Annotated in this window: 23 protein-coding genes and 1 tRNA gene; 14 read left to right on the top strand and 10 right to left on the bottom strand. The window is 43.0% G+C overall.

Going from position 1 to position 22,066, the window contains the following annotated elements:
- Positions 1–4: 4 nt before the first annotated feature.
- A complete protein-coding gene (locus VM802_RS24735; RefSeq protein ID WP_325535695.1) occupies positions 5–553 on the top strand; it encodes a hypothetical protein in 549 nt (182 codons plus the stop codon).
- Here the strand turns inward: VM802_RS24735 and VM802_RS24730 are convergent.
- Positions 547–1,674 carry a serine hydrolase domain-containing protein gene (locus VM802_RS24730; protein WP_325535693.1) on the bottom strand — a complete coding sequence of 376 codons (1,128 nt, stop codon included), beginning with the start codon at positions 1,672–1,674 and terminating at the stop codon, positions 547–549. The genes VM802_RS24735 and VM802_RS24730 overlap by 7 nt on opposite strands.
- 107 nt (positions 1,675–1,781) lie before the next feature.
- Here VM802_RS24730 and VM802_RS24725 point away from each other — a divergent pair, with 107 nt between their 5' ends.
- On the top strand, positions 1,782–2,675 hold the full coding sequence (locus VM802_RS24725) for a glycerophosphodiester phosphodiesterase family protein (RefSeq protein ID WP_325535691.1): 894 nt from the start codon (positions 1,782–1,784) through the stop codon (positions 2,673–2,675).
- Between the two features lie 42 nt (positions 2,676–2,717).
- Here VM802_RS24725 and VM802_RS24720 read toward each other — a convergent pair whose 3' ends face one another.
- Positions 2,718–3,602 (bottom strand): aminoglycoside 6-adenylyltransferase, encoded by an 885-nt coding sequence (locus tag VM802_RS24720; RefSeq protein WP_325535689.1) that lies wholly within the window; start codon positions 3,600–3,602, stop codon positions 2,718–2,720.
- 80 nt (positions 3,603–3,682) lie between these two features.
- Here VM802_RS24720 and VM802_RS24715 point away from each other — a divergent pair, with 80 nt between their 5' ends.
- The 3 genes from VM802_RS24715 (at position 3,683) to VM802_RS24705 (ending at position 6,347) form a co-directional block, all read left to right on the top strand.
- Positions 3,683–4,228, top strand: a complete 546-nt coding sequence (locus VM802_RS24715; protein ID WP_325535687.1) for a GNAT family N-acetyltransferase — start codon at positions 3,683–3,685, stop codon at positions 4,226–4,228.
- 501 nt (positions 4,229–4,729) lie between these two features.
- Complete coding sequence (locus tag VM802_RS24710) at positions 4,730–5,494, top strand: M57 family metalloprotease (RefSeq protein WP_325535685.1); 765 nt, start codon at positions 4,730–4,732, stop codon at positions 5,492–5,494.
- Between the two features lie 100 nt (positions 5,495–5,594).
- A complete protein-coding gene (locus VM802_RS24705; protein ID WP_325535683.1) occupies positions 5,595–6,347 on the top strand; it encodes a M57 family metalloprotease in 753 nt (250 codons plus the stop codon).
- 7 nt (positions 6,348–6,354) lie between these two features.
- Here VM802_RS24705 and VM802_RS24700 read toward each other — a convergent pair whose 3' ends face one another.
- Positions 6,355–8,028, bottom strand: coding sequence for a DUF6138 family protein (locus tag VM802_RS24700; protein WP_325535681.1), 1,674 nt, complete (start codon positions 8,026–8,028; stop codon positions 6,355–6,357).
- Positions 8,029–8,113: 85 nt separating this feature from the next.
- Here VM802_RS24700 and VM802_RS24695 point away from each other — a divergent pair, with 85 nt between their 5' ends.
- A complete protein-coding gene (locus VM802_RS24695; RefSeq protein WP_325535679.1) occupies positions 8,114–8,611 on the top strand; it encodes a GNAT family N-acetyltransferase in 498 nt (165 codons plus the stop codon).
- A gap of 21 nt (positions 8,612–8,632) precedes the next feature.
- On the opposite strand, the gene VM802_RS24690 is transcribed toward VM802_RS24695, so the two are convergent.
- On the bottom strand, positions 8,633–8,773 hold the full coding sequence (locus tag VM802_RS24690; RefSeq protein ID WP_325535677.1) for a hypothetical protein: 141 nt from the start codon (positions 8,771–8,773) through the stop codon (positions 8,633–8,635).
- A gap of 741 nt (positions 8,774–9,514) precedes the next feature.
- On the opposite strand from VM802_RS24690, the gene VM802_RS24685 reads away from it, so the two are divergent.
- The 3 genes from VM802_RS24685 to VM802_RS24675 all read left to right on the top strand — a co-directional run bounded on the left by VM802_RS24685 (position 9,515) and on the right by VM802_RS24675 (position 11,795).
- Complete coding sequence (locus VM802_RS24685) at positions 9,515–10,417, top strand: helix-turn-helix domain-containing protein (protein ID WP_325535675.1); 903 nt, start codon at positions 9,515–9,517, stop codon at positions 10,415–10,417.
- Between the two features lie 69 nt (positions 10,418–10,486).
- A complete protein-coding gene (locus tag VM802_RS24680) occupies positions 10,487–11,266 on the top strand; it encodes an SDR family NAD(P)-dependent oxidoreductase (protein ID WP_325535673.1) in 780 nt (259 codons plus the stop codon).
- A gap of 328 nt (positions 11,267–11,594) precedes the next feature.
- Positions 11,595–11,795: a class I lanthipeptide gene (locus VM802_RS24675; protein ID WP_325535671.1), complete on the top strand. Its 201-nt coding sequence runs from the start codon at positions 11,595–11,597 to the stop codon at positions 11,793–11,795.
- Between the two features lie 154 nt (positions 11,796–11,949).
- Here the strand turns inward: VM802_RS24675 and VM802_RS24670 are convergent, their stop codons facing one another.
- Positions 11,950–13,479, bottom strand: coding sequence for an alpha/beta hydrolase-fold protein (locus VM802_RS24670; protein WP_325535669.1), 1,530 nt, complete (start codon positions 13,477–13,479; stop codon positions 11,950–11,952).
- Between the two features lie 603 nt (positions 13,480–14,082).
- Here VM802_RS24670 and VM802_RS24665 point away from each other — a divergent pair.
- A complete protein-coding gene (locus tag VM802_RS24665; RefSeq protein WP_325535667.1) occupies positions 14,083–16,107 on the top strand; it encodes an alkyl/aryl-sulfatase in 2,025 nt (674 codons plus the stop codon).
- Between the two features lie 299 nt (positions 16,108–16,406).
- Positions 16,407–16,679, top strand: coding sequence for a DUF4242 domain-containing protein (locus tag VM802_RS24660; protein WP_325535665.1), 273 nt, complete (start codon positions 16,407–16,409; stop codon positions 16,677–16,679).
- Between the two features lie 49 nt (positions 16,680–16,728).
- Here the strand turns inward: VM802_RS24660 and VM802_RS24655 are convergent, their stop codons facing one another.
- The 3 genes from VM802_RS24655 to VM802_RS24645 are packed head-to-tail and all read right to left on the bottom strand — an operon-like array spanning position 16,729 to position 19,116.
- The gene (locus tag VM802_RS24655) at positions 16,729–17,136 is read right to left on the bottom strand and encodes a DinB family protein (RefSeq protein WP_325535663.1); all 408 of its coding nucleotides are present in this window, start codon (positions 17,134–17,136) and stop codon (positions 16,729–16,731) included.
- Positions 17,063–17,971, bottom strand: a complete 909-nt coding sequence (locus tag VM802_RS24650) for an alpha/beta hydrolase (RefSeq protein WP_325535661.1) — start codon at positions 17,969–17,971, stop codon at positions 17,063–17,065. Before VM802_RS24650 ends, VM802_RS24655 begins: the two co-directional genes overlap by 74 nt.
- Positions 17,972–17,985: 14 nt before the next feature.
- Complete coding sequence (locus VM802_RS24645) at positions 17,986–19,116, bottom strand: acyltransferase family protein (protein ID WP_325535660.1); 1,131 nt, start codon at positions 19,114–19,116, stop codon at positions 17,986–17,988.
- Between the two features lie 154 nt (positions 19,117–19,270).
- Between VM802_RS24645 and VM802_RS24640 the strand changes: the two genes are divergently transcribed.
- The 3 genes from VM802_RS24640 (at position 19,271) to VM802_RS24630 (ending at position 20,622) form a co-directional block, all read left to right on the top strand.
- Complete coding sequence (locus VM802_RS24640) at positions 19,271–19,513, top strand: hypothetical protein (RefSeq protein ID WP_325535658.1); 243 nt, start codon at positions 19,271–19,273, stop codon at positions 19,511–19,513.
- Between the two features lie 399 nt (positions 19,514–19,912).
- Positions 19,913–20,443, top strand: a complete 531-nt coding sequence (locus VM802_RS24635) for a hypothetical protein (protein ID WP_325535656.1) — start codon at positions 19,913–19,915, stop codon at positions 20,441–20,443.
- The gene (locus tag VM802_RS24630; protein WP_325535653.1) at positions 20,440–20,622 is read left to right on the top strand and encodes a hypothetical protein; all 183 of its coding nucleotides are present in this window, start codon (positions 20,440–20,442) and stop codon (positions 20,620–20,622) included. Before VM802_RS24635 ends, VM802_RS24630 begins: the two co-directional genes overlap by 4 nt.
- A 253-nt stretch (positions 20,623–20,875) precedes the next feature.
- On the opposite strand, the gene VM802_RS24625 is transcribed toward VM802_RS24630, so the two are convergent.
- Together VM802_RS24625 and VM802_RS24620 are read right to left on the bottom strand one after the other, a co-directional pair.
- Positions 20,876–20,950, bottom strand: a tRNA-Pro gene (locus tag VM802_RS24625).
- Between the two features lie 419 nt (positions 20,951–21,369).
- Positions 21,370–22,066, bottom strand: a 697-nt coding sequence (locus VM802_RS24620; RefSeq protein ID WP_325535651.1) for a hypothetical protein, incomplete at its 5' end; no start/stop codon positions are given.

The following is a 22,066-nucleotide window of genomic DNA, read 5'->3' as shown; positions in this document are numbered from 1 at the left end:
ACCCATGACACAAGATCCACTGAAAGCCGCGTGGGATAATATCTCTACCGCTTTCTCCAATGAAGGAGCGCTGAAAGAAATCATCAGCAGAAAAAATGGTCCTGTACTAAAGGCTATCAGGCGTCAGCTTATATTCGAAAGTGGCTGCTATACAGTTTTTCTTGCCGTATACTACGATTTCTTTGACGGCCATACCAGACCTTTTTACCTGAATGCTGTCCTGGTAACAGCTATCTTGCTGATGTTACTGCATAATGTAGCAGGTTACTTCCTGGCAAAAGTGCAAACAACAGATAACAGCCTTACTAAAGGAGTTGCTCTGCAACTCCGCCACCTGAAACAATATGCAGGTATGTCTATTGCCTCCAGGCTGTTGGGCATCACTGGCCTGCTTATCTTCTTCACGGCCGGTATTCACTGGAGCAGTAACAAATACCAGATACTAGGCGCAGCCATAATAATAATACTGTTCCAGCTCCTATTATTGTGGCAGATCTGGAGTAAACGGATTAATAAGCTCCAGGACACACTTCGTGAATTATCCGGTCAGTAAAAGAGATCTGTTTCCGGCCACCTGGTGGCGGGGTTATTAACAACACCCCATAGCAGACCATCTAGATCATTGAAAAAGGCTTTATCTGTACGTGTATTGCAAAGCAACACCCAGTTAAAGCCTTTGGCCGAACGAATGATTTCACTGGCGGTTCCCGGTAGAGAACCCACATGCCACCAATTATGATAGGCATTCACAGCCAACCCCAGCGCATAACTCGGATTGGCTGTTGATGCCGTAGTAAGCGCTTTTATAGAAGCGGCACTGATAATATCAGGAAAAGTGCTAAAACCATCAATGGCAGCCAGGAATTTTGCCATATCAGTTGCAGAAGCAACCCAGCCGCCATGTGCGTCCATACGCACCAGATCAAAACCATAAGGATTCTCCCCATGTTGCCCGTAATACTTCACTTCGCCGTCTTTTTTGTCTGCCAACGTATTGCCGCCAATCTGCATATCGTGTATCCCTAAAGGAGCCAGCACATTGGCTTTCACATACTGTTCATAAGACATACCGCTTATCTTCTCTATTACCCGTCCCAACAGGCAATACCCGAAATTAGAATAGGCATATACTGCTCCCGGTTTGTTGATCAGCGGCTCATTGTCGATTACTGCGGAGATCAGGGAATCTTTACTATAACCGGCATAATTGAACATAGGGTCTCTTGTGCCGGCGTTGCTCCAGCCGCCAGCGGTATGTTGCAGCAAATGCCGGATGGTAACTGATTCCAGCGTATCACTATACAAATGCGATCCATAGCGGGTTCCCAATATGTTTCCTTCGCCAAAAACTTTATCATCCAACGATAACCTCCCTGCTTCTGCAAGTTTTAATATAGCTACTGCCGTTATACTCTTCGATACACTCGCCAACCTGAAAAGGCTTGCAGGAGTTACCCGCTGATGTTTCTCTTTATCGGCATAGCCATATCCGCGACAGTACACCAGCTTCCCGTTGCGGGTAACGGCAACCGTCATACCTGGAACTTCATAGCTGGTCATAAACTGTCTTACTGCCTCGTCCAACTGAGGAATACCCGCCGTGTCAGGCGCACACGCAGCATGGCTGCAAAGAGAACGACTTATCCACAAAGTGAAGATCAATAATGCTTTCATACATTTATCTTAGTAGTCAAAGATAACAAATGAATAATGCAACCAGATCAGGTTCCCATCCGAAAAGATGTAACTTGCGGTTTACCGGAAAATAAAACATTGCTTACATGAAACGTATCCTTTACTTATTGCTGCTGGGCAATATTGCTACCGTCAGTTATGCTCAGCAAAAAACCGATGTGGAGGCACACCGCGGCGGTATGGGGCTCATGCCTGAGAATACTATTCCCGCCATGATCAATGCTGTGAAACTTGGCGCGCGCACCCTCGAACTGGACTGTATCATCACCGCCGATAAGAAAGTCGTGGTTTCACACGACGCCTATATGTCCGCTGAATTTATGCGTAAACCTGATGGCTCAGATATCAGCAAGGATGAAGAAAAGTCACTGGCACTGTTTTCCATGAGTTACGACAGCATCAGGAAATATGACGCCGGTACTAAACCACATCCACGCTTTCCACAGCAGCAGAAAATGAATGTATCAAGGCCACTGCTCGCAGACCTTATCGACAGTGTGGAAGCTTATGTAAAAACACATCACCTCAAACCTGTACAATACAACATGGAAACCAAATCATCTCCCGATGGTGACGGTACCTACAACCCCACACCGGATGTATTTGTGCCAATGTTGATGGATGTGATAAAAAAGAAAAAGATAGCTGACCGTGTAATCATACAGTCTTTCGATATAAGAACATTACAGGTACTCCACAAGTCTTTACCGAAACAGCGCACAGCGTTGCTGATCGGCACCAAAGACGGCTTCAATGACAACATTAGCAAACTGGGATTCATTCCTACTATTTACAGCCCCAATTACCTGCTCGTTACACCTGACCTGGTAAAGGCCGCCCATGCAAAGAACATTCAGGTAATCCCCTGGACCGTTGATGAACCAGATACGATGCAACAGCTGCTTTCTTACGGTGTGGATGGTATCATTACCAACTACCCGGACAGACTTATCAACATCGCTGGTAGCTACCAGCAATAAATATCACCAGTCCGGCCGCCCTTAACAGTAGCCGGACTGATTCTACACAATATCTGTCGCATTTCTATCGAGCTTCCTGACCTTCTCCAGATACACCATCATTTTCCTGTCCAGCTCCTGCGGATAGGAAAAGCCCAGGTTATCCGCTATCGCAGTTCCCAGCTCACGGACCAATTCTGCATAAGCAAACAGGGCGTTCCAATTCCCTTCTATATCTGCATCTGAGAATGTGGCCAATGTCTTATTCCAGGTATTACTGTCGAGATACTTCTTAAATAACCTTCCGTATTTATTCGTTGTAACCTGCCAGCTATGCTGCATAGCGATATACCACTCAATGATGTACTGTAGCTTCTCGAAGCGCATCATAGTTTCTGTCATGAGTTTGGCATAGAAAATCTCATCGCGCCAGAGACATTTAGCAGCATAAGACATATCCCACCATACTTCAGTGATCACGTGAAGATAACGCTGTTCATCAGGCGGCTGAATAGTGAATGACTTATAGGATGGCGGAGGTAGCATTGCTGTGAGCCCATCTTTATCAAGCAGTACTTCATAGCCAATATCCCAGTCTTCATGCAATAAAGGTAATTCTGCGCGATTGTTGAACTGCTCGATAGAAAATATAAGGAAATCTATTTTCGTATAGTCGTCATAGAGGACCATACGGGAAGCACACGCACCATCAAACACTTCTTCTTCCTCCACAATTACAGCCATTATGTCGCCAAAGGTGCTGAGCCAGCTGTCGTCGGCAAGAAAGGCAGTATGATCTTCCACAACGAGATCAATATCATGGTCGGTAAACAGATCTACGGGCGCAGTGGGGTTGGCACGGGAACTTGTCAGCAGCATAGCTCTCACAGCGTTATGCTGTTGGCCCCAGCTAATCAGTTCACGCAGCAGTTGTTGTTTGCCTTTCATACAAAATACAGGTCTTGAAATATAAAGTTATAAAGTAGGCTGATGAATACAACTCCAAAGTATTGTTTCATCTTTGCAATATGAAGCGCAATTACTTATTCAGATCTGAGCGATTGGGATTCAGACACTGGCAGGATGATGACGTAGCCGTTTTTACGGAGATGAACAGGAATCCTGATGTGATGGAATACTTTCCGAAAATGCTGACGCCGGAAGAAACCGCCGGTATGGTGGAAAGGATACATACGCATTTCAGAGAACACGGCTATGGATTGTATGCTGTGGACATTCTTGCCACGGAAGAATTCATCGGTTATATTGGATTTACGCATCCACGATTCCATGCGTTCTTTACACCATGCATAGAAATAGGCTGGAGGTTGAAAAAATCAGTATGGGGACAGGGCTATGCCACCGAAGGGGCTATAAGATGTTTACAGTTCGGATTCCATGAATTACAGTTTGCGGAGGTATATTCTTTTACAGCAGTTATCAACCATAGATCTGAAAATGTGATGAAAAAAGCTGGAATGGAAAAGGTAGATGCTTTTGAACATCCGGCTATTGAAGAAGGGAATCCCTTGCGAACACACGTGTTGTACAACATTGCAGCCGATCACTTATAGGTCTCATTTCCCTCCAAAAAAAAATTTCGTCTTATGATTATGTTATTGTAATATTGTATAGATACCAAAATCTGTTAGCAGTACTGAGGGTTCCCTACTCAGGGAATAATAAAACCAAAGGACGCCTTATTTTATAACAACAAAATTTTTAGCACACTGTTTCCATTGCAGATCAACTAGTAATGAGCATATATACAGGCTTAGAAGCCTGATGAGGTCAGTCGCGAATGGATGCCGCGAACAATTCCGTATCATTGAAGACTAGCTCCGATGACCTTGTGCTGTGCCACGGGATGTTTCTGTCGTTAATCACGTATTCAGCCACCTGATCGGGAGAATTTCTGTCAAAATATAACAACATCTGTTTCCACGTCTTCATAAGACGTCGGTCATTGTTGTAATCATTTCGATTAACAAACAAACTATATTAACCCATGCAGTGAACTTATAGCACTGCAATATTTTTATTGTTTACCTCTAATTCAACCTAAATCAACACTCATGAAAAAACACATTAAGATCCTTGCATTCTTGGCCCTGGCCACTTTTACCATCACTTCATGCAGCAAATCAAACGACGAAGCCAAAGCACCAGCTCAGGACAATGCACAAAAAGTACTGGCATACATTGAAAACCTGGGCTTCCCTAAAGGTAGCATCCGCGAAGAAAAAGATGAATTCATTGTAGAAGAAGACATCATCTTCTCTAAAAACATGCAGGTGCCTGCCGACCTGGGCAAAGGCGCCAAAACTGAACAATACTACACTGGTAGCACAGTTAGCGTTGCCAATAGCAAAAACATCCGTCTGAGAATAGACGCTTCCATGACCAGTATGACAGCCGAAATCAATTCAGCTATCAATCAGTGGAACACTGTTCCCAATTGCACTATCAAGTGGGTTATTGCACCAGCAGGTGGAGCCTATGATGTAACTATTCAGGATTACAACCTGGGCTCCGGCGTTTGCGGCCAGGGTACTTTCCCTTCTGGCGGTGTTGCAGGTAACCTGATTAGAATCAACAAAGCCTACATCGCCGGCAACAGTTTCGCACAACGTCAGAGAACCATTACACATGAAATGGGTCACAATGTATCTTTCAGGCATACCAACTGGGCTTCTATAGGCGAACCTTCTGCAACGCAGGTTCCTGGTACTGGCACCTCCGATGCCTCTTCTATCATGAACGGTGGCCAGTGCGGCAGCGGCGCTACTGTATTGTCTGCAAGAGACAAACAAGCAGCGGCTGTTTTATATCCGCTGTAATAGTAACGGCATTTCATCTGCCAGCATATAAAAATTCCCCTGCTGATCTTCTCAGGACATCAGCGGGGAATTTATTTCAGTCCCTCTCAATATGCTAACCATGAAACAGCTCCTTCCCATCCTCTCGTCAATAATATTCGCAGTCCTTATTATTACTGCATGCAAGAAATCAGACAACGATATACAGTCCACACCCGGTCATTCAAGGCTGGTGCTCGATTACATCCGCCAACTGGGATTCTCCATTGACAATATCCGTGAAACAAAAGATGAGTATATAGTAGAAGACGATATCGTATTCTCGAAAAACATGCAGTTGCCTGCAACACCACTCACAGAGCAATCGTTTACCAGTAACAGGGTAAGCCTTATCAACGGCAGACACATAACATTGAGAATTGATGCATCAGCAGCGGTACTCGCCAATGAGATCTATGCCGCCATCCAGCAATGGAACACCGTGCCGAATTCATCGCTCTTTCTGACGCCGGTTGTATCAACCTCAAGTTATGACATACTGATAAAAAATACGGTAACAACCGGTAATACATGTGGCTCCGCAACATTCCCTTCATTCAATGGAAAGCCAGGAAACAGTATCGTCATTGACGTGCTGTATCTCAGAACCCTTCCTGTTGCACAACGACAAGCATCTATTGCACATCAGATAGGACATACCATTGGCTTCAAACATACAGACGGTCCTGGCGATCCTTTTATTGGGCCAATATCGCCGGGTATTTTAGGGCCAGACTCCTTATCGATTATGAACAGCTGGCAATGCGGCTCCGCCATCACCGTATTGTCTGCAAAAGACAAACGGGCCACAGCTTATCTGTTTCCCGCCCCATAACAACCAATCACCCGCCGACTCTTTTATTTACTACCCCCATTATTTCATTCAGGCATGGCTGCAGCTCGCCTTTCTTTCTGGCAGCGGCAGCCAGCTTTTCTTTACTACCCCAGATGAAGAAAGCCACATGCGCTGCATCATGGATTTCCAGTGATTGTATACACCTGATCAGGGTTTCTAGGTTCTCTTTTGTCTCAATGTCCTTCAGCTCCCTGATAGGCGCATGATCGGGAGCATGTAACAAACAGGTCACCAACACGGGGATAATATCAGGCCCGATGCCATACTGCTTTATGAGCTGAACCGCAAAGTAATATTGCACCTGCTGATGCTCATCATCAACATTTTCAAAGTATTTCTCCAGGAGCGGAAACCAGGCGCGGTCAACAAGAGCCAGCCCCAAAGCCGCATAGGTACCGGGTTTACAACATTGTTCCGCGTCCACATCGGTATACCATTCATAAGGCTTGACTGTCAGCGCTACATATTGTGCCAGCTGGGGGAATAACTCCGGATACTGCAGTGCATTGGCGAAAAAGCAATGTGTTTGTGATTTTCCGAGCGATTTAACAGGCAGATAATTTTTTGCTTTGGCTTTCAGCCGTATTTCATAACTGCCAGGAAATCCTTTACTGAACAAATGATTAATAAAATCAAGTGCCTGTGCGTATGCATTTACACTTTCTTTTTTTATATTGATAGAAACGAATCCGAGCACATCATTGGCTTTGCAAACCACTTCATCGTTGGTAAGCGACATCTCTGCTGGTTCGAAGCTATCGCTGCCATATTGCAGAATTTTCGCAGCACTTTTGCTTCCAAGCTCCTGCGCTTTTTCAATAAACTGTAACCCTGTGGACCGCTCAAAGCTGGCCCCATACCTGATGATCAGAATGGCCGCATAGATCAAAAGGTCAAGCTGATCGCCCGTAGCAACCGGTCTTTGCGAGACATCTTTAAGCGTGTAGGTGACCTGCATCCAATCTCCTTTGTCGATGTTATAGAACAACGGAAAGATGTACCTATCGGCCCACTGTTTTAAGGCATAGATGATATAATATCTGTGCTGGGCCTGCGTCTCCTTATTCTGCTGATTCAGCTGTAGTATCTTGTTAAAGATCGCTGTAACACGCTGTGTGTCCGGAGTACCGGACAGTGCACTATCCAGCAGGTGCGGAGCGAGGAAGAAAGTATCTATATCTTTGGTAGGATAAGTGCCGTCGACGATCTTCTTTTCAAGATACTGGCTGATATTATTCAGCAGCAATTTCTTCTTATCCTCATTCACTTCATTCAGCACAATCACTGTCAATTTACCGGTATCCAACCGGAACCGCCCACGGATAGTGAATTTAAAGTCTAGCAGGTGATGACTGTTATATGGCGCCAACGCGGCATGCAATTGATCGTTCAGAAAGGGCAGCAGCCCATTCACCTCTTCTTCCGTCAGCGTATCAATGGGAGTACCTGGATGTTCCCAGTCAGCGTCGCTGAAATCATCATCAGAAGTATATACCTCAATATTCCCACGCTTATATTCAAAACGTACAAAATCGTATATCCCCGCCTGTAAAGAGCTTCTACCGGGAGGCTCCTGATGCCTGGCCGCCAGCTTTTCCAATACTGTTGTAATAGCCCGTGTAATATCGCCGGTGATGATCGCTGTTTTGTTCTCTGCCATTCCCGAATATTTAATTGCTGACAAAATAATTAAAATATTCTCAGACATGCAGACAACATCCGGTGTAAAATTTTAAATTGCCATCATGAGCAATACCCTGAAAACAAACCGTCTTTCATTGCAGCCACTGACCACCGGGGATGCGGTATTTATCTTTGAGCTGGTGAACACCAGCGAATGGAAAACCTTTATAGGCAATCGCAATGTCAATACGCTGGAAGATGCCGAAAACTATATCCGTGGCATCATCAGCAATCCTGACGTTAACTACAGCGTTGTAAAAATAGATGACACCGGCGAGTCTGTAGGTATTATCACCTTTATCAAACGGGCATACTTACCTCATCATGATATAGGCTTTGCATTCCTGCCGTCATATACCGGCCAGGGACTGGCCTTCGAAGCAGCTGCACTGTTTATCAGCAACCTGAAACGAGAAGGCATCCATCAGCAGCTGCTTGCCACCACCTTACCGGAAAACACCCGGTCCATCAAGCTGCTGGAGAGACTGGGATTGAAGCAAAAAAACGAAATAACAGTGGGCCATGAGAAGCTGCTGTTATTTGAAATGATACTTATCTGACGTATTTTGTTATGTAGATACTTAAATACCAGCATTCATCATAAACACCATAGCAGCACTGGTCAGGAAAAGCGGCTCCCTGAACATCTCCAGCTGCCGGCCATTCAACATCTTCTTCCGCGCAGGTATAGAAGGCAACAGTAACCCAATAGTAGCATCCATTGTGTGAACAGGGCGGGATTCGAACCCGCATTCATAGGAACAACATTATCAGTATGCCCGTCGCCGCTGGCTACGACGCCTCGCTAGAAATGCAGGAAAATCGCAAGGTCTACTGATGTCGTTAATCTGCATTAACTACCTATGGCGTTACCTTTCCGCCACCTGCTCCTTAGTATATGCTTTTGGAGGGTAATGCAAATATTATGCACACCCGGTGGTATCCAGCCTGTACTATGCTATTGGCTCGTTCTTTAATGGCATCATCGGACATTCGTCCTGAACGGGATTTTGGGGTAACTATTTATGATAACAATCTTTATAGTTGATTGTTCACGCTAAACCGTTTCTTTTACCTCTCTGGTTGTAACAGATTTTACTATGCTGGTCAACACAAATACACATATTGTCATCTTTACGGAAAGCGGACTGACATTCTTCTTTTCTTTGTACCGTTAACGGAAACCATTGCTAATATTACATACATGCGTAACATTCACCCGTAAAAACAGTTTCGAGTTCAGCAATTATTAAGATATAGGCAAACATCTCAGGTTCAACCAGTGCTATTTCGCATAGTCATGGGAAATAAAACGGCACAATTAACCTCGGTGCAGGTTTTATTACACGGACGGGATAGGAGTAGGGATTTCATCCTATTTCCGTCCGTTATACTACTGTCTCTGTGAATAGGAAAGGTAAAAAGTCGTTCAGCATTTGTTTGAATTGCATAATTTTACTGTCATGAAAAAGAAAGAATCCATAGCCGATTTTTTTGATTTGCACGGACAAGCTTACAATGCCGGTATATTTAATATTGAACGATTGGAAGAATTTGGATGTAATACCAGCTATCAGCCGGTGAACAGACGGGATTTTTACAAAGTCTCCCTAATGACAAAAGGTGGCGGATTATTGAGCTATGCGGAAAAAACGATCCGGATAGCTACGCCTTGCCTTACGTTCTCCAATCCAATGATCCCATATTCCTGGGAACCTATAGAGACTGAGCAGGCAGGCTATTTCTGTCTCTTCAAAGAAGATTTTATTGATGGGCATCTGAAATACGGAGGGCTGGACCAGTCTCCATTATTCAGGATCGGCGGAAGTCATGTATTCTTCCCGGAGGCTGATAAAGTGACATTTCTATCCCAGCTGTTTGAAACCATGCTGCAGGAGAAGGTTTCCGGCTACCGGAATAAATATGACTTGCTGAAAAGCTACCTGCAAATCGTTATGCATGAAGCCCTCAAGATGCAGCCTTCCGGATCTTACGAAACACATATCAATGCACCGGCACGTATCAGCACCCTATTCTTCGATCTGCTGGAACGCCAGTTTCCGCTGGAACCTCCACACCAGGTAATCGGGCTGAAAAATGCCAACGAGTTTGCCAGCCAGCTGAATATACATACCAATCACCTGAACCGGTCACTGAAGGAAACTACCGGCAAAGCTACCTCCGCATGGATAGCAGAAAGAATAGTCCGGGAAGCCCGGGATCTGCTGTTGCACAGTGATGCGGATATATCTTCCATTGGCTTTAGTCTTGGGTTTGAACATCCATCCAACTTCATCATCTTCTTTAAAAAACAAACCGGCCAAACTCCCAGTCAGTTCCGGAAGGAGCCTGTTTCCATTTCATAACTAATTATTTGATCCGCATAACTACGACAATAGCCTCCTTTCTATTTTTGCTGGCATAAACTAACAGTCATGAATACACTGAAAAATAAAACAGCACTAATAACAGGAGGAACAACAGGGATCGGATTAGCTACTGCAGCATTGTTTCTGCGGGAGGGTGCCAGGATAGTAATTTCAGGCCGCCGTGAAACAGAAGGACAAAAAGCACAGGCTATGCTACGGGAAATCAGTCCGGATGTGTATTTTATAGCGGCAGATGTATCACAGGCGCAAGACGTCGGGCAACTGGTGTCGCAGACCGTATCACTTTTCGGAAGCCTGGATATTGCATTCAACAACGCCGGTATAGAAGGCCGTTTCGTTCCTATCGGTGAAGCAGCTGAAGCAGACTACGACCAGGTAATGGATATAAACCTGAAAGGAGTGTGGTTGTCATGCAAATATGAAATAGCACAATTCAAGAAACAGGGCATTGGCGGAGTGATTGTCAACACTTCCTCCTGGCTGGCGAGAGGTGCCTTTGCAGGATCTGCCATTTACTCCGCCAGCAAAGCCGCCGTGGATGGACTCGCCAGAGCCCTCGCTGTAGAATGTACCCCACAGGGCATCCGTATCAACAACATACAACCCGGCTATATTGAAACTCCCATGTTTGACCGTTTCTTTACACCAGAAACACTGACAGACGCCAAAGCAGCGCTTAGCAGACACGCTCCGATAGGCAGGCTGGGCTCCCCGGATGAAGTAGCAGCAGCAGTGTTATGGCTCGCCAGTCCGGCTTCATCATTCATCAGTGGCGAAAGTATACTCGTGGATGGCGGCTTGGCTATAGGTGGGCAAAGATTGTAAAACCCATATCAATAAAGCGAGAGCGCTATTCGAAATGAAAAACGCGCTCGCTTTTGTGAAAGATCAGCATTAAACAGATACAAACTACTTATATTGAAAGCATATCAAAGATCAGCCGTCACTGCAAAAATGCTACATTAAAACAACTTGAAAAGAATACTACACAACCATTATAATCCTCTACCCGCCTACATTACGGCAATCCTATAAAATAGGGTCGTTAGTCAAAATAAGAGCGAAAGTTTATTTATATTTAAATAACAACCCATTTGATAGCATTGTTAGCCAATTATTCAAACCTATTCAATCAACCTTTAAATCCACAATTATGAAAAAGAAAAAAGTTGCCCTCAACAAAAAACTCGTCCTCAACAAAGAAATGATTGCTGTACTGAACAACATGCAACAAGAACGGCTGGCAGGTGGTATTGACACCAGGCAAACATGCGGTAATTGCACCAGTGATGCAAACCCTACACGCTGCGCTACTGACTGCAACACCCATTGCCCGAATCTTATGTGCAATTAAAATGATTGAAGGTATTATCACGCAAGCCTGCTTTGGGGAGCAGGCTTGTCTCATTGAAGGAGAATTTGTTGTACTCAGCCCTCCACACAAGGCCGGATAGTCCTTATAGTTGAAAGCACTCGAAAATGAACTGGCGGATATAAAATAGTAGTACCTATTTGTAGCTGTATTGCAAATTAAGTGGTATCGGTTTTGGATTTTTAGTGTTTAGCGTACTTGGCGTAAGGTAGGTCATCTTTAAGTTAAAGTCTTCGGTTTTATGTGGGTATTCTAGTCGTAGGTGATAGAATCCTTTCTTCAAGGGCAGTATATAGGAGTAGGTCCGGCTACTGTAGTCTCCCTGCCAGTCTATAAGCAACTGGTTGTTAAGATATAGTTTTGAACCGGTATCTGCGTCCAGCACAAAGATGTAATACCCCTCTTCAGTTGTTTCCAGCAGTCCATCAATGAGTAGAACATAATCTTTCTTCCGCGGAAATTTATTGGTATCAAAATCTCCATTGGTTAACCCGGTCAACTGAGGTTTCAGGTCTTTCAGACCCTGAAATTTGTCCCATTGTACTTCATAGTAAGCATAACGGAATCCTCCGGATTGTATATTCCCAGGCTTTGACAATGGCAGCAAGGCCTTTCCCTGGATAAAATCACCGGATCTCATTTTATCGTAACGCGCCCGGTTTGTAAACTGCTTCACATAGAGCCTGGCAGCAGCTGTTAAACTGATCTCGCGCTGCATTTTATCGGACAATATTGTCGGAATTGTTCCGTCAAGCGTATAATATGTTTTTGTTGTATCGCTGAAGTACCACACTTTAACGGGCTCGCCTTTCTGCACAATACCATTCATCGGATGAAATTCAATCTGTCCATTGTTCCAGCTATAGGAGAATTTCAATCCATCGTAAATGCCTTTTAGTCTTATAGAACTGTGTGTTTCATCAGGGTAGTTGACACTTTTCCAGCTCAATCCGGTAGGAGCCTGTCTCTTTAGAACAGCATTCATACTGTCAATCTTCATACCTTCCCCTTCTTTTCCTTCTCTGCCACTTATATACAATGTTGCGTTCAAACCTTCCATAGCTGGCAATTTAGTTGCTGCTATCCGCTGTATATAACAGTTATCCCACCATAGGCTGGGATCCACTGCGATGTACGATTTAAATGTCTGAGGCGCATTCAACAGGGCATTGATAACAAACATCCCCCCCAGTGAATGCCCCCAAAGCGTATTGTCTCCATTAGAGGGATATGTTTTATTGATGTAGGGAATCAATTCGTCTTTGATAAATCCCAGAAATTTCCCCGCACCACCGGAGGTCTCCCAGTTGTCGATCCTGGTTGGTGTAAGATCTTTGTTGCGGTCTATTCCCATTATACTTACAACTATTGTCTTCGGGATATAGCGCTCATCTTCTAAAAACCGCTGTATTTTCATGATCAGTCCAGTATTCCAGTTACCACCATCAAGTACATACAGCACATCATATTTATCAGTGCTGTCAGGTTTGTAACCTGAAGGCAGGAATACTTGTATGAATCTCTTTTGCTTTAAGATGTCTGAATTCAGGGAGTCCAGTATACCGGTGTCAAATACTCTCCTTACCGTATCCTGCGCCCGAACATTCCCTACCGAACTGACAACTATTGCGAGAAGGATAAAAAAACGGAACAGTCTATTCTTCATCTTGATTGACTTTTGCTATTTAGTTCAATCTACCAATAAGATGGGATTTGTCGAAGGATTTTACGCAGTTTTTGTATGATCGGTTGAATGCATGATAACTTAGACAGAAAACCACCCCGGATCTGTCACATTTTAGCTTTCTGCATTGTCTTATAAGTGGAAAGAATGCCCTTACTATAATGAAAAAGAAAGAGCCGCCCTTGCGTATGCCGAAGCAGTAACCAACATACACTAACAGGGCGTTAACGACACAATATTCACATCATTGACTCAACATTTCACCACAGCAGAGATAGCCGACCTCACAATGGTTATTGTAAATATCAATAGCTGGAACCGGATCAATGTTGCATTTAGAACTACTCCAGGCGATTATGAAGTAGGCCAATTCGATTAATTACAAGGTTGTCAACATTTCTTTTTCGAAAACATACCTAAAAATAAAAGCCGCGTCTCAAAGCAGATCTCACTGCGATACCACTACTATGCCTCCGCACTATCTTTATCAGATACCATATCAGCGCGCGATATGATAATAGTACCCCATGGACTAGCCACTCATGCAGGCAATAAGTATTAGCACCCTCAAAACAACATTTTCCTATGAGAAAAACGCTTATTCTGATTCTGGCCGGAATAATGGCCTGTAGTTCCACCATTGCTCAGGGCAATCGTAGCCACAAACCGGCTACAGTCTTTACCCGCAATAACAACAAAATGATACTTCAGCAGCTCAACTTCAATACTTCCCAGGATTCAGTTAACGCCAGTAACGGCCTTATCAGGCAATGGCCAGACCTCCTGATAGGTGGTGGCAGTAACGTTCCCGCCTGGAATATGGCCACCTTTAAATTTCTAAAAGACGCCACTCCATACAATGCACCAGCAACAGTAAATCCAAGTTTATGGCGGGAAGCTCAGTTGAATTACCTACCCGGCGTTTTTAAGGTAGCAGACAGTATTTACCAGGTTCGTGGTTTTGATCTTTCCAACATGACCCTTATCAAGGGGAATAGTGGTTGGATAGTAATTGACCCGCTGTCATCAAATGAAACAGCAAAGGCCGCATTCGACTCCATCAATAATGTACTGAACATAGATGCAGTAAAAAGACATATATCGGTTGTTATTTTTACACATAGCCATGTAGATCATTATGGAGGTATAGACGGAATTAAACCTTACTTCATTGCAGATACTAAAATTTATGCCCCCGATGGGTTCCTGGAGCATGCCATCAACGAAAATACAATTGCAGGTAATGTAATGGGACGCAGAGCCTCCTACATGTACGGTTACTTGTTACCCAAAGACACCACTACATTAGTAGATGCTGGTTTGGGCAAAGGAATACCTGCCGGTGCCAATAGCATTTTGAGTAATAATGTATCCATCAATCAGAGTATACTTCAACCCGCTATAGACACACTGGATGGAGTTGTTACAAAATTCTGGATTACACCTGGAGCCGAAGCCCCGGTGGAAATGATGTTTTACTTTCCGGGTTTGAAAGCGCTCTGTGCATCCGAAGAAGTCACACATACCATGCACAATGTTTATTCCCTTCGTGGTACCAAAGTACGTGATGCACTAGGGTGGAGCAAGTTCATTGACTCTACCTTAGCCATTTACGGAGACACTGCACAGGTAATGTTTGCCAGCCACCACTGGCCAGTCTGGGGTAAAAAAAACATCAGAAAGTTACTACTGGTACAACGGGATATGTATCGTTACATTCATGATCAAACATTGCGTTGGGCTAATCAGGGATACACTCCTCTTGAAATGGCAGACTCAATCCGGATGCCGAAAAGTCTGGATACTATATTTGCTAACAGAGGCTATTACGGTACTCTCAATCACAATATCAAATCAGTATACGATTACTACCTCGGAGGATGGTTTGATGGGAATCCCGCCAATCTGCACCCTCTTACACCAAGAGAAGCAGGTAGGCATTATGTAGAGTTTATGGGGGGTCGGGATTCAGTAATGAGTAAGGCCCAACGCTCATTTAATAAAGGTGAATACCGTTGGGTAGCTACGGTTTTAAATCACCTCGTTTTCTCCAATCCTGCGGATAGTATGGCCCGCTTTCTGCTGGCCGATACCTATGAACAATTGGGTTACCAGTCAGAATCAGCCCCATGGCGCAATTTTTATCTGACAGGCGCTCAGGAATTACGTTTCCCCGAGGCTATTCATAAGTTCCCCTCAATACTCCCTTCCAATGAGATATTGAACACAATGCCACTATCTCAGTATTTTGACTTCCTGGCTATACACCTGGTTCCTGATAGGATAGCTGATGGAACAACTTATTTATTCCGGATTATATTAGATAGTGTACCACAAAAAATTTATCTCTCTCTGGAAAACAAAACCATTAATTATCAAATACTACCACCTAACTCAGCAACATTACCGCAACTGAACGCCACTATTTCGCTACCTCGTAATGTAATGGACACCATTATTCAATATGGGCCAACAGCAGGTGCCCAAGCCATGCACACAGCAGTGAATAACAACCAGGCCAGCATAACAGGACCCAATCCCGGATACTGGTACAAATTCATTTCATTCCTGGATAAATTTAATTTCTGGTTTAATATTGTTACACCATAGGCATGCTTCTGGCAGAATAACTTAATAAGCATAATCGTAAATCAGTTAACGTTTCAGATTATATAATGGCTGACCCAAAAGTCCATCTTTACTTTTGGGTTAGCCATTATATCGCAAACAACGTAATCGTTTTGTGTCTGGGCCTTTAGGCAGTTTGCGGTGCCCCTGAAGGATCTTTGAAAATAATTGCTTATATTTAGGTGCACATCTTACTACTCCTTTGACCTCCCGCAAACACCAGAGCCTATAAAAAGCCCCGAAAACGAGCACGATGTAACTTTAAACTAAAACCTAAAATTATGCCTAAGTATGTCATCGAACGCGAAATTCCTGGCGCAGGTAAATTGTCAGCGGAACAATTGAAAGCCATCTCACAAACTTCATGTGGCGTTCTAAGCAATATGGGACCGCAAATTCAATGGGTGCATAGTTATGTGACAGGCGATAAGATCTATTGTGTCTATATCGCACCTAATGAAGAAATGGTCCGTGAGCACGCAAAGCAAGGGGGATTCCCTGCTAACTCTATTAACGAAGTGGCTACCGTTATTGATCCTACAACTGCGGAGTAAACCTTAGGAACATCTGTTTCTCCCGATTGTATCCTGGCAAATGCCAGTCTCAGTTCTTATTCAACTGAAAATAAGTCGCCATATCAATGAAGGGTAAGTTTATAAAACCAGTCTGGCGCAGAAGTGTCACCAATTGGCCACGATGGTACGTAGAATGGTTTATGACATGTGCTACCGTTTGCCCAAACATCATTTGACCCATACGGCTGTTCCTTGGGCATTTGAAACTGACAGTTTGTAAATAATTATCTTCCGGATAACTGTCAACTAATGTCTTGATATCGGCGGATGACTTATACCAAATTTCAAGTAATGAATAAAAAATGGGGCTGACAGATGACAAGTGAAAGGTTTTATTACTGAAAAATAGTTCCCGTCGACTGTCATTTGCTTTTATCGGATTTAAAAATATGTTGAGAAAACCAATATAAGTTATTATCCCACTCAATGTTGTCATGTGCATGATTATCCACGTTCCAGATGTGGGGAATACCTTTTTCTGTGAGAAACTGATGGACTTTCTGACTAATCCACAAAAGCCCGTCTTTATTACCGCATGCTATCCAAAGCAGTTTCAGCTTTTCCCGGGCAGCGTTAATATCGGGAACCAATTCCACATTTGTATACATGCCACCGAACTTGTTTGTGTTAGGCGCCGAAGAAAACCCTCCTATGTAGGCAAAAGTTTCCAGATTATGCAAACCTATATTTAATGATTGCCCCCCTCCCATAGATAACCCTGCAATAGCGCGATGCTCACGGTCACTATGTGTGGAATAATGTGAATCGATATAAGGAATTATATCTTTCAATAAATCCTCTTCAAATGGCTTCCCATAACCTGCAAAACCATTCTCCCTTCCTGAACGGTTTGCTTTTGATGTATCTGTTACTGTCAGCCTGGAATCGCAGTTTGGGAAAACCACAATTACTGGCTGGATTTTACCTTCTGCAATCAGGTTGTCTATAATATTATCGGCCTGGCACCATTCAGTCCACTGGCGAAAGTCTGCCCCTATACCGTGCAACAGATACAACACAGGATATTTCGTATGGAGGGAATATCCAGGAGGCGTATAGACGCTCATTTGCCGAAGTTTCTCTAGAGTTTTCGAGCTATATTGAACAACTGTCAACTTCCCTTTAGGTATATTGTTACGTTGAACATCAAATCCGGCTGGAGGATCGGAGAACACAGGCACGGTGTCCACCTTTAAAAAGACTGAATCTGTCTGCGCCAGGCAGATATGATTGGCAATAATAAATACCAACGAAATGAGGAAATGTTTCATGTGATAGCTAGTAGTTAATCTCTTGATAGAATTAATGTAAACTTCCTTTTAAGCCGCAAGAATGGTTTCTCAAAAAAGTGGTATGACAACATGGCAATAATTACAGTTACAACAAAAGCAATTATAAAACCCACATCGTTTCGCCATTCGTACACACCAATCAATTTACTGAAAGCACCCAATTCCTTCTTATATATTTGATAAACAAACCAGAACATCGTTATATGGAAAACATACATTCCATAGGATATACGACCGAGGTAGGCCAAAGCCCGCGGCATAAACTTTTCTTCAGCGCCATACAAAGACAAGAAGAAAAGTATTACTCCTGTAAGAATCAGCCCCCAACCACTAATTGCCTGCCAGATTGTTGAAAGATGTGGGGCGTCTGCATGAACTTCACAAACAATCGATGCAATTAACCAGCAGGCTACCCCTGCAATGAACATGGCAATTCGTGCCATGGCTGGCCATTTAGGTCGCATTCCCTTCAGGTAAAGGGAGAAAAGGGTACCTGCTGCAAAGAATTGAAATTGTACAAAGCTATTTGTCCATTCGCCGCTAAATTCTTTCGTGGGCCTTTGCGCATAATAGATGACAGCTGCATACGCTATGAACAGTGCCAGATAGGAAAAAATGAACAACCCCCGTTTGCCTGTAAAAAAAATAACCAGAGGAAGCAAAATGTATAATTGTTCTTCGACAGAAATACTCCAAAGCGGATTAATAGGATAACACCAAAGCCATCCCTTAAATGTAATATACCAGTTGCCGGAAAAAAAACTAAATGCAAACTGTGCATCGGAAGAAATTTGTCCAAACTTATGTGAAAACTGTGTAACCATTACCATTCCAAAAAAGAAAGTGAAATACAGCGGCCAAATACGTAGTATTCGTCGCATATAAAATGATTTAACACTAATTGTCCCCAATAACTCCTGCTCCTTAGTAAGCAATTCTGTAATTAAAAAAGCACTAAGAAAAAAGAAAAGCGGAACCCCGAAAACACCAACCAGGCTAAGATGATAACCCCAATAATATGCTGCCGGATCGATAGGCGCAAGATCTAATCTATGTGTAAAAAACACAAAAAGAAATGCGCAAAAACGCAGGACATCCAATTCTGGCCTATAATACCTTGTCATTATCATTACTTAATTAAGCCTCCAAATCTACTTTGACCCTGTGATTAAGAAGGTATCCATTTGTTGCAGATCAGGGGTTGAAATGTTGCAATACCCGCCCGATACATCCATTCCTACGATGCCTCATTCACTGCATAAGTGAAAAACCATACTGATGAATGTTCTTTCCCAACTGGTAGTTGCGGGTCAGGTCTCCATGAAAGGCTTTACAGGATTGGCTGGTGGTTATGACGTAGGGGTAACTCCACGTCGGGGAATTTCAGTGCCGGTTGAACCAGCTGAATCAATAGGGGCAACTTCTATGACAGCAGATGTGTTAATGCAATGGTGTGACTTCGCAGTTTTAGCCGTACCAGTAATAGGTTTACCCGAATATGCTTCAGATTCGCCCGCATAATACCGGTGCGTACACAAGCGCTGAAGGATGTAAACATAGTGAGGCATAGCAAACAATATCTATTCTAAAACAAAAAATCTCCTCAGGTTAAGCATTCTCGTTTCTTAAGCCGGGATAGCTGAATTTACACCTACAATCCTTTTCACCGAAAGTGAAATGCAATGACGATCTGCAACACCAAGATATATAAATATGCTAAAACCAAAAAAGGCTCACTCTTAAGAGCAGGTTTTTGATTTTCTTAAGTCAGGGAACGCGACAAATTTCGAACTTTTTTATTACGGATCTAATCAAAATAGAAACATTAAAAAACCATCAAAAATCACAAAACACTAAAAATCAACAACTTATTTTTAAAATTTGCTTCACACATGAAGTATACCTAACTTGTAGCTATATATGGTTTCCTTTTTTGAAAAAATAATAGCAATACTCCATGAGCTCAATATCCCATATATGCTTTCAGGTAGTGTGGCGATGAGTTTATATATCGTTCCAAGAGCAACAAGGGATTTTGACTTTATTATACATCTTGAATCTAAAGATATCGATCGCTTTATTGCAAATTTTGAAAATGGGTATTATTGTGACAGAGATGCTATACAAGATGCAATAAACCGCAGAAGCATGTTTAATATTATTGATCATGCATCTGGTTTTAAAGCGGACTTTGTTGTTTTGAAGCCTGATCCATTCAGGCAAATGGAATTTAGCAGACGGGTACAGATAGATTTTCTAGGTCAAATAGTCTACGCTGTTACGGTTGAAGATCTGCTTATTTCTAAACTCATATGGATTCAGACATATCAATCTGCAATACAAACAGAAGATATCAAGAATCTGGCTTCACTCGAAACTCTGGATTGGAACTATATTAAAGGCTGGGTTGACAAACTTAATTTGAACACCTTTAATCTTCTTAAAATATGACCGATACGCCTGAGCATATAAAACAATTGCAGCTTAAAATCTGGCTTTCCAAGTCTCCAGGGGAAAGACTTAGACAAATGATGGAAGACAATACAGCTTTACATGCCTTTTGGAGAGCAGTGAAAGAACCAAAAGGAAAAACATTTAACCATACCTCTCTGCCCAATCCAAATCAGTAAATACTTTTGTTTGTCCAACCGGTTAAAAGGCAGTAACTAAATAGTTTATCCTGCTAAGGGATTACATTTCAGAAATGTGATAAAAACAAACAAAGTAGCATTGCTGCTGCCTTGTTCAATATTGTCGGCGCAACAAGATGCGTACTTACAACATTCCTGCTTTCGGCGAAATGTGTTGACGATCTACAATACCCCGATATATAATTAAAACAAAAAGGCCCGCTCTTAAGAGCAGGCCTTTTGTTTTCTTGAGTCGGGGCGGCAAGATTCGAACTTGCGACCTCCTGCTCCCAAAGCAGGCGCGATAACCGGGCTACGCTACGCCCCGAATCCCTTCTCAGTCCACATTTCAGATCTTTTAGATGCCCTTGTAGCTGTCTGTATCTTCGTTTGTGGAGTGCAAATGTAGGAATAAGTTTCATATAAAAACAAATTTTTGAAACTATTTTTTGAAAAATTATTCCGCATACCACACACAACACAGTACCACAAGGGGTTACAGCGCTGCAATTTATTTTTCACCCCCCTGCAATTCTAGCACACATCTCGATTTACGAACCCATTTTCCATTGAGAGAAGTCGGTGATACAAAGAATTTTCAGCTGTTTATTATCCTGAGCATGCACAACAGCGGATAAAATGAGCAATAGTAAAACCAGTTTATGGCGCCTATCCTTTATAGATCAACAGTTCAACAAACCCTTGCCATAAAAATGGCCCTTTAGCCCAACAACAAAAACACCAAATCTACATATCGTTATTTCTCTTGTGATACTTCTTCGTTACTGCTCCCTGTTCCTTGCTCTTCCGCTTTCTGGTATCTTCAATCACCTCATCGTTTAAATCATCCTCATCGCCTGAATACTCACTCACTTCAGACGTGCTATTACTTTTTTCAAAAACCATCTCTTCAGAAACTTCTTTATCGGAAATCTTACTTTCTGAATCCTCAGCGTTACCTTGTCCTTCTAGCAAACGGATTTTCCTATTCAATGCGTCTCTTTTTCTATATAAGTCTGCAAGCAATTTCCTTCGTTGCTTTTCTTTCAATGGCTTCATCTTTTCTCTTTCGTCATCAGAGTCGTCTTCTGGGTCAGAGAATATATTAGCATCTTGTTTTCCTCGATTAACATTTCTGGCCACAATGTTCAGGCCATCTACCTCCTCTATATAAGCTAATGCAGATATTTTAGCGTTACCTTTCTTAACTGTAAATATCCCACTGTCAAACCTTAGCATGGCAGCTATTTTTCTGAGTACTGGTATATTGGTCAATGCACCCGAAACAGTAAGGCGACCTGTTTTAATAAATTCTCCTACCTTATTGTAAACTGCAATTCTCTCCTGGCTGCCTTCTTCCTTAGTATTATAGTTCTGACTTGGCATAGCGCCAAAAGAAGTCTGAAACTTCCCACCTGAAAACAAAGTTGAATAATTTTCGGCC

This window comes from Chitinophaga sp. (assembly GCF_035538455.1).
Taxonomy (GTDB): domain Bacteria; phylum Bacteroidota; class Bacteroidia; order Chitinophagales; family Chitinophagaceae; genus Chitinophaga.
This window is presented reverse-complemented; position numbering and strand designations above follow the sequence as displayed.

What these genes read in the sequence shown, in the direction of transcription:
- VM802_RS24735 (WP_325535695.1), top strand. Translation starts at nt 5, where the DNA reads ATGACACAAGATCCACTGAAAGCCGCGTGGGATAATATCTCTACCGCT.
- VM802_RS24730 (WP_325535693.1), bottom strand. Translation starts at nt 1,674, where the DNA reads ATGAAAGCATTATTGATCTTCACTTTGTGGATAAGTCGTTCTCTTTGC.
- VM802_RS24725 (WP_325535691.1), top strand. Translation starts at nt 1,782, where the DNA reads ATGAAACGTATCCTTTACTTATTGCTGCTGGGCAATATTGCTACCGTC.
- VM802_RS24720 (WP_325535689.1), bottom strand. Translation starts at nt 3,602, where the DNA reads ATGAAAGGCAAACAACAACTGCTGCGTGAACTGATTAGCTGGGGCCAA.
- VM802_RS24715 (WP_325535687.1), top strand. Translation starts at nt 3,683, where the DNA reads ATGAAGCGCAATTACTTATTCAGATCTGAGCGATTGGGATTCAGACAC.
- VM802_RS24710 (WP_325535685.1), top strand. Translation starts at nt 4,730, where the DNA reads ATGAAAAAACACATTAAGATCCTTGCATTCTTGGCCCTGGCCACTTTT.
- VM802_RS24705 (WP_325535683.1), top strand. Translation starts at nt 5,595, where the DNA reads ATGAAACAGCTCCTTCCCATCCTCTCGTCAATAATATTCGCAGTCCTT.
- VM802_RS24700 (WP_325535681.1), bottom strand. Translation starts at nt 8,028, where the DNA reads ATGGCAGAGAACAAAACAGCGATCATCACCGGCGATATTACACGGGCT.
- VM802_RS24695 (WP_325535679.1), top strand. Translation starts at nt 8,114, where the DNA reads ATGAGCAATACCCTGAAAACAAACCGTCTTTCATTGCAGCCACTGACC.
- VM802_RS24690 (WP_325535677.1), bottom strand. Translation starts at nt 8,773, where the DNA reads ATGGATGCTACTATTGGGTTACTGTTGCCTTCTATACCTGCGCGGAAG.
- VM802_RS24685 (WP_325535675.1), top strand. Translation starts at nt 9,515, where the DNA reads ATGAAAAAGAAAGAATCCATAGCCGATTTTTTTGATTTGCACGGACAA.
- VM802_RS24680 (WP_325535673.1), top strand. Translation starts at nt 10,487, where the DNA reads ATGAATACACTGAAAAATAAAACAGCACTAATAACAGGAGGAACAACA.
- VM802_RS24675 (WP_325535671.1), top strand. Translation starts at nt 11,595, where the DNA reads ATGAAAAAGAAAAAAGTTGCCCTCAACAAAAAACTCGTCCTCAACAAA.
- VM802_RS24670 (WP_325535669.1), bottom strand. Translation starts at nt 13,479, where the DNA reads ATGAAGAATAGACTGTTCCGTTTTTTTATCCTTCTCGCAATAGTTGTC.
- VM802_RS24665 (WP_325535667.1), top strand. Translation starts at nt 14,083, where the DNA reads ATGAGAAAAACGCTTATTCTGATTCTGGCCGGAATAATGGCCTGTAGT.
- VM802_RS24660 (WP_325535665.1), top strand. Translation starts at nt 16,407, where the DNA reads ATGCCTAAGTATGTCATCGAACGCGAAATTCCTGGCGCAGGTAAATTG.
- VM802_RS24655 (WP_325535663.1), bottom strand. Translation starts at nt 17,136, where the DNA reads ATGACAACATTGAGTGGGATAATAACTTATATTGGTTTTCTCAACATA.
- VM802_RS24650 (WP_325535661.1), bottom strand. Translation starts at nt 17,971, where the DNA reads ATGAAACATTTCCTCATTTCGTTGGTATTTATTATTGCCAATCATATC.
- VM802_RS24645 (WP_325535660.1), bottom strand. Translation starts at nt 19,116, where the DNA reads ATGACAAGGTATTATAGGCCAGAATTGGATGTCCTGCGTTTTTGCGCA.
- VM802_RS24640 (WP_325535658.1), top strand. Translation starts at nt 19,271, where the DNA reads ATGAATGTTCTTTCCCAACTGGTAGTTGCGGGTCAGGTCTCCATGAAA.
- VM802_RS24635 (WP_325535656.1), top strand. Translation starts at nt 19,913, where the DNA reads ATGGTTTCCTTTTTTGAAAAAATAATAGCAATACTCCATGAGCTCAAT.
- VM802_RS24630 (WP_325535653.1), top strand. Translation starts at nt 20,440, where the DNA reads ATGACCGATACGCCTGAGCATATAAAACAATTGCAGCTTAAAATCTGG.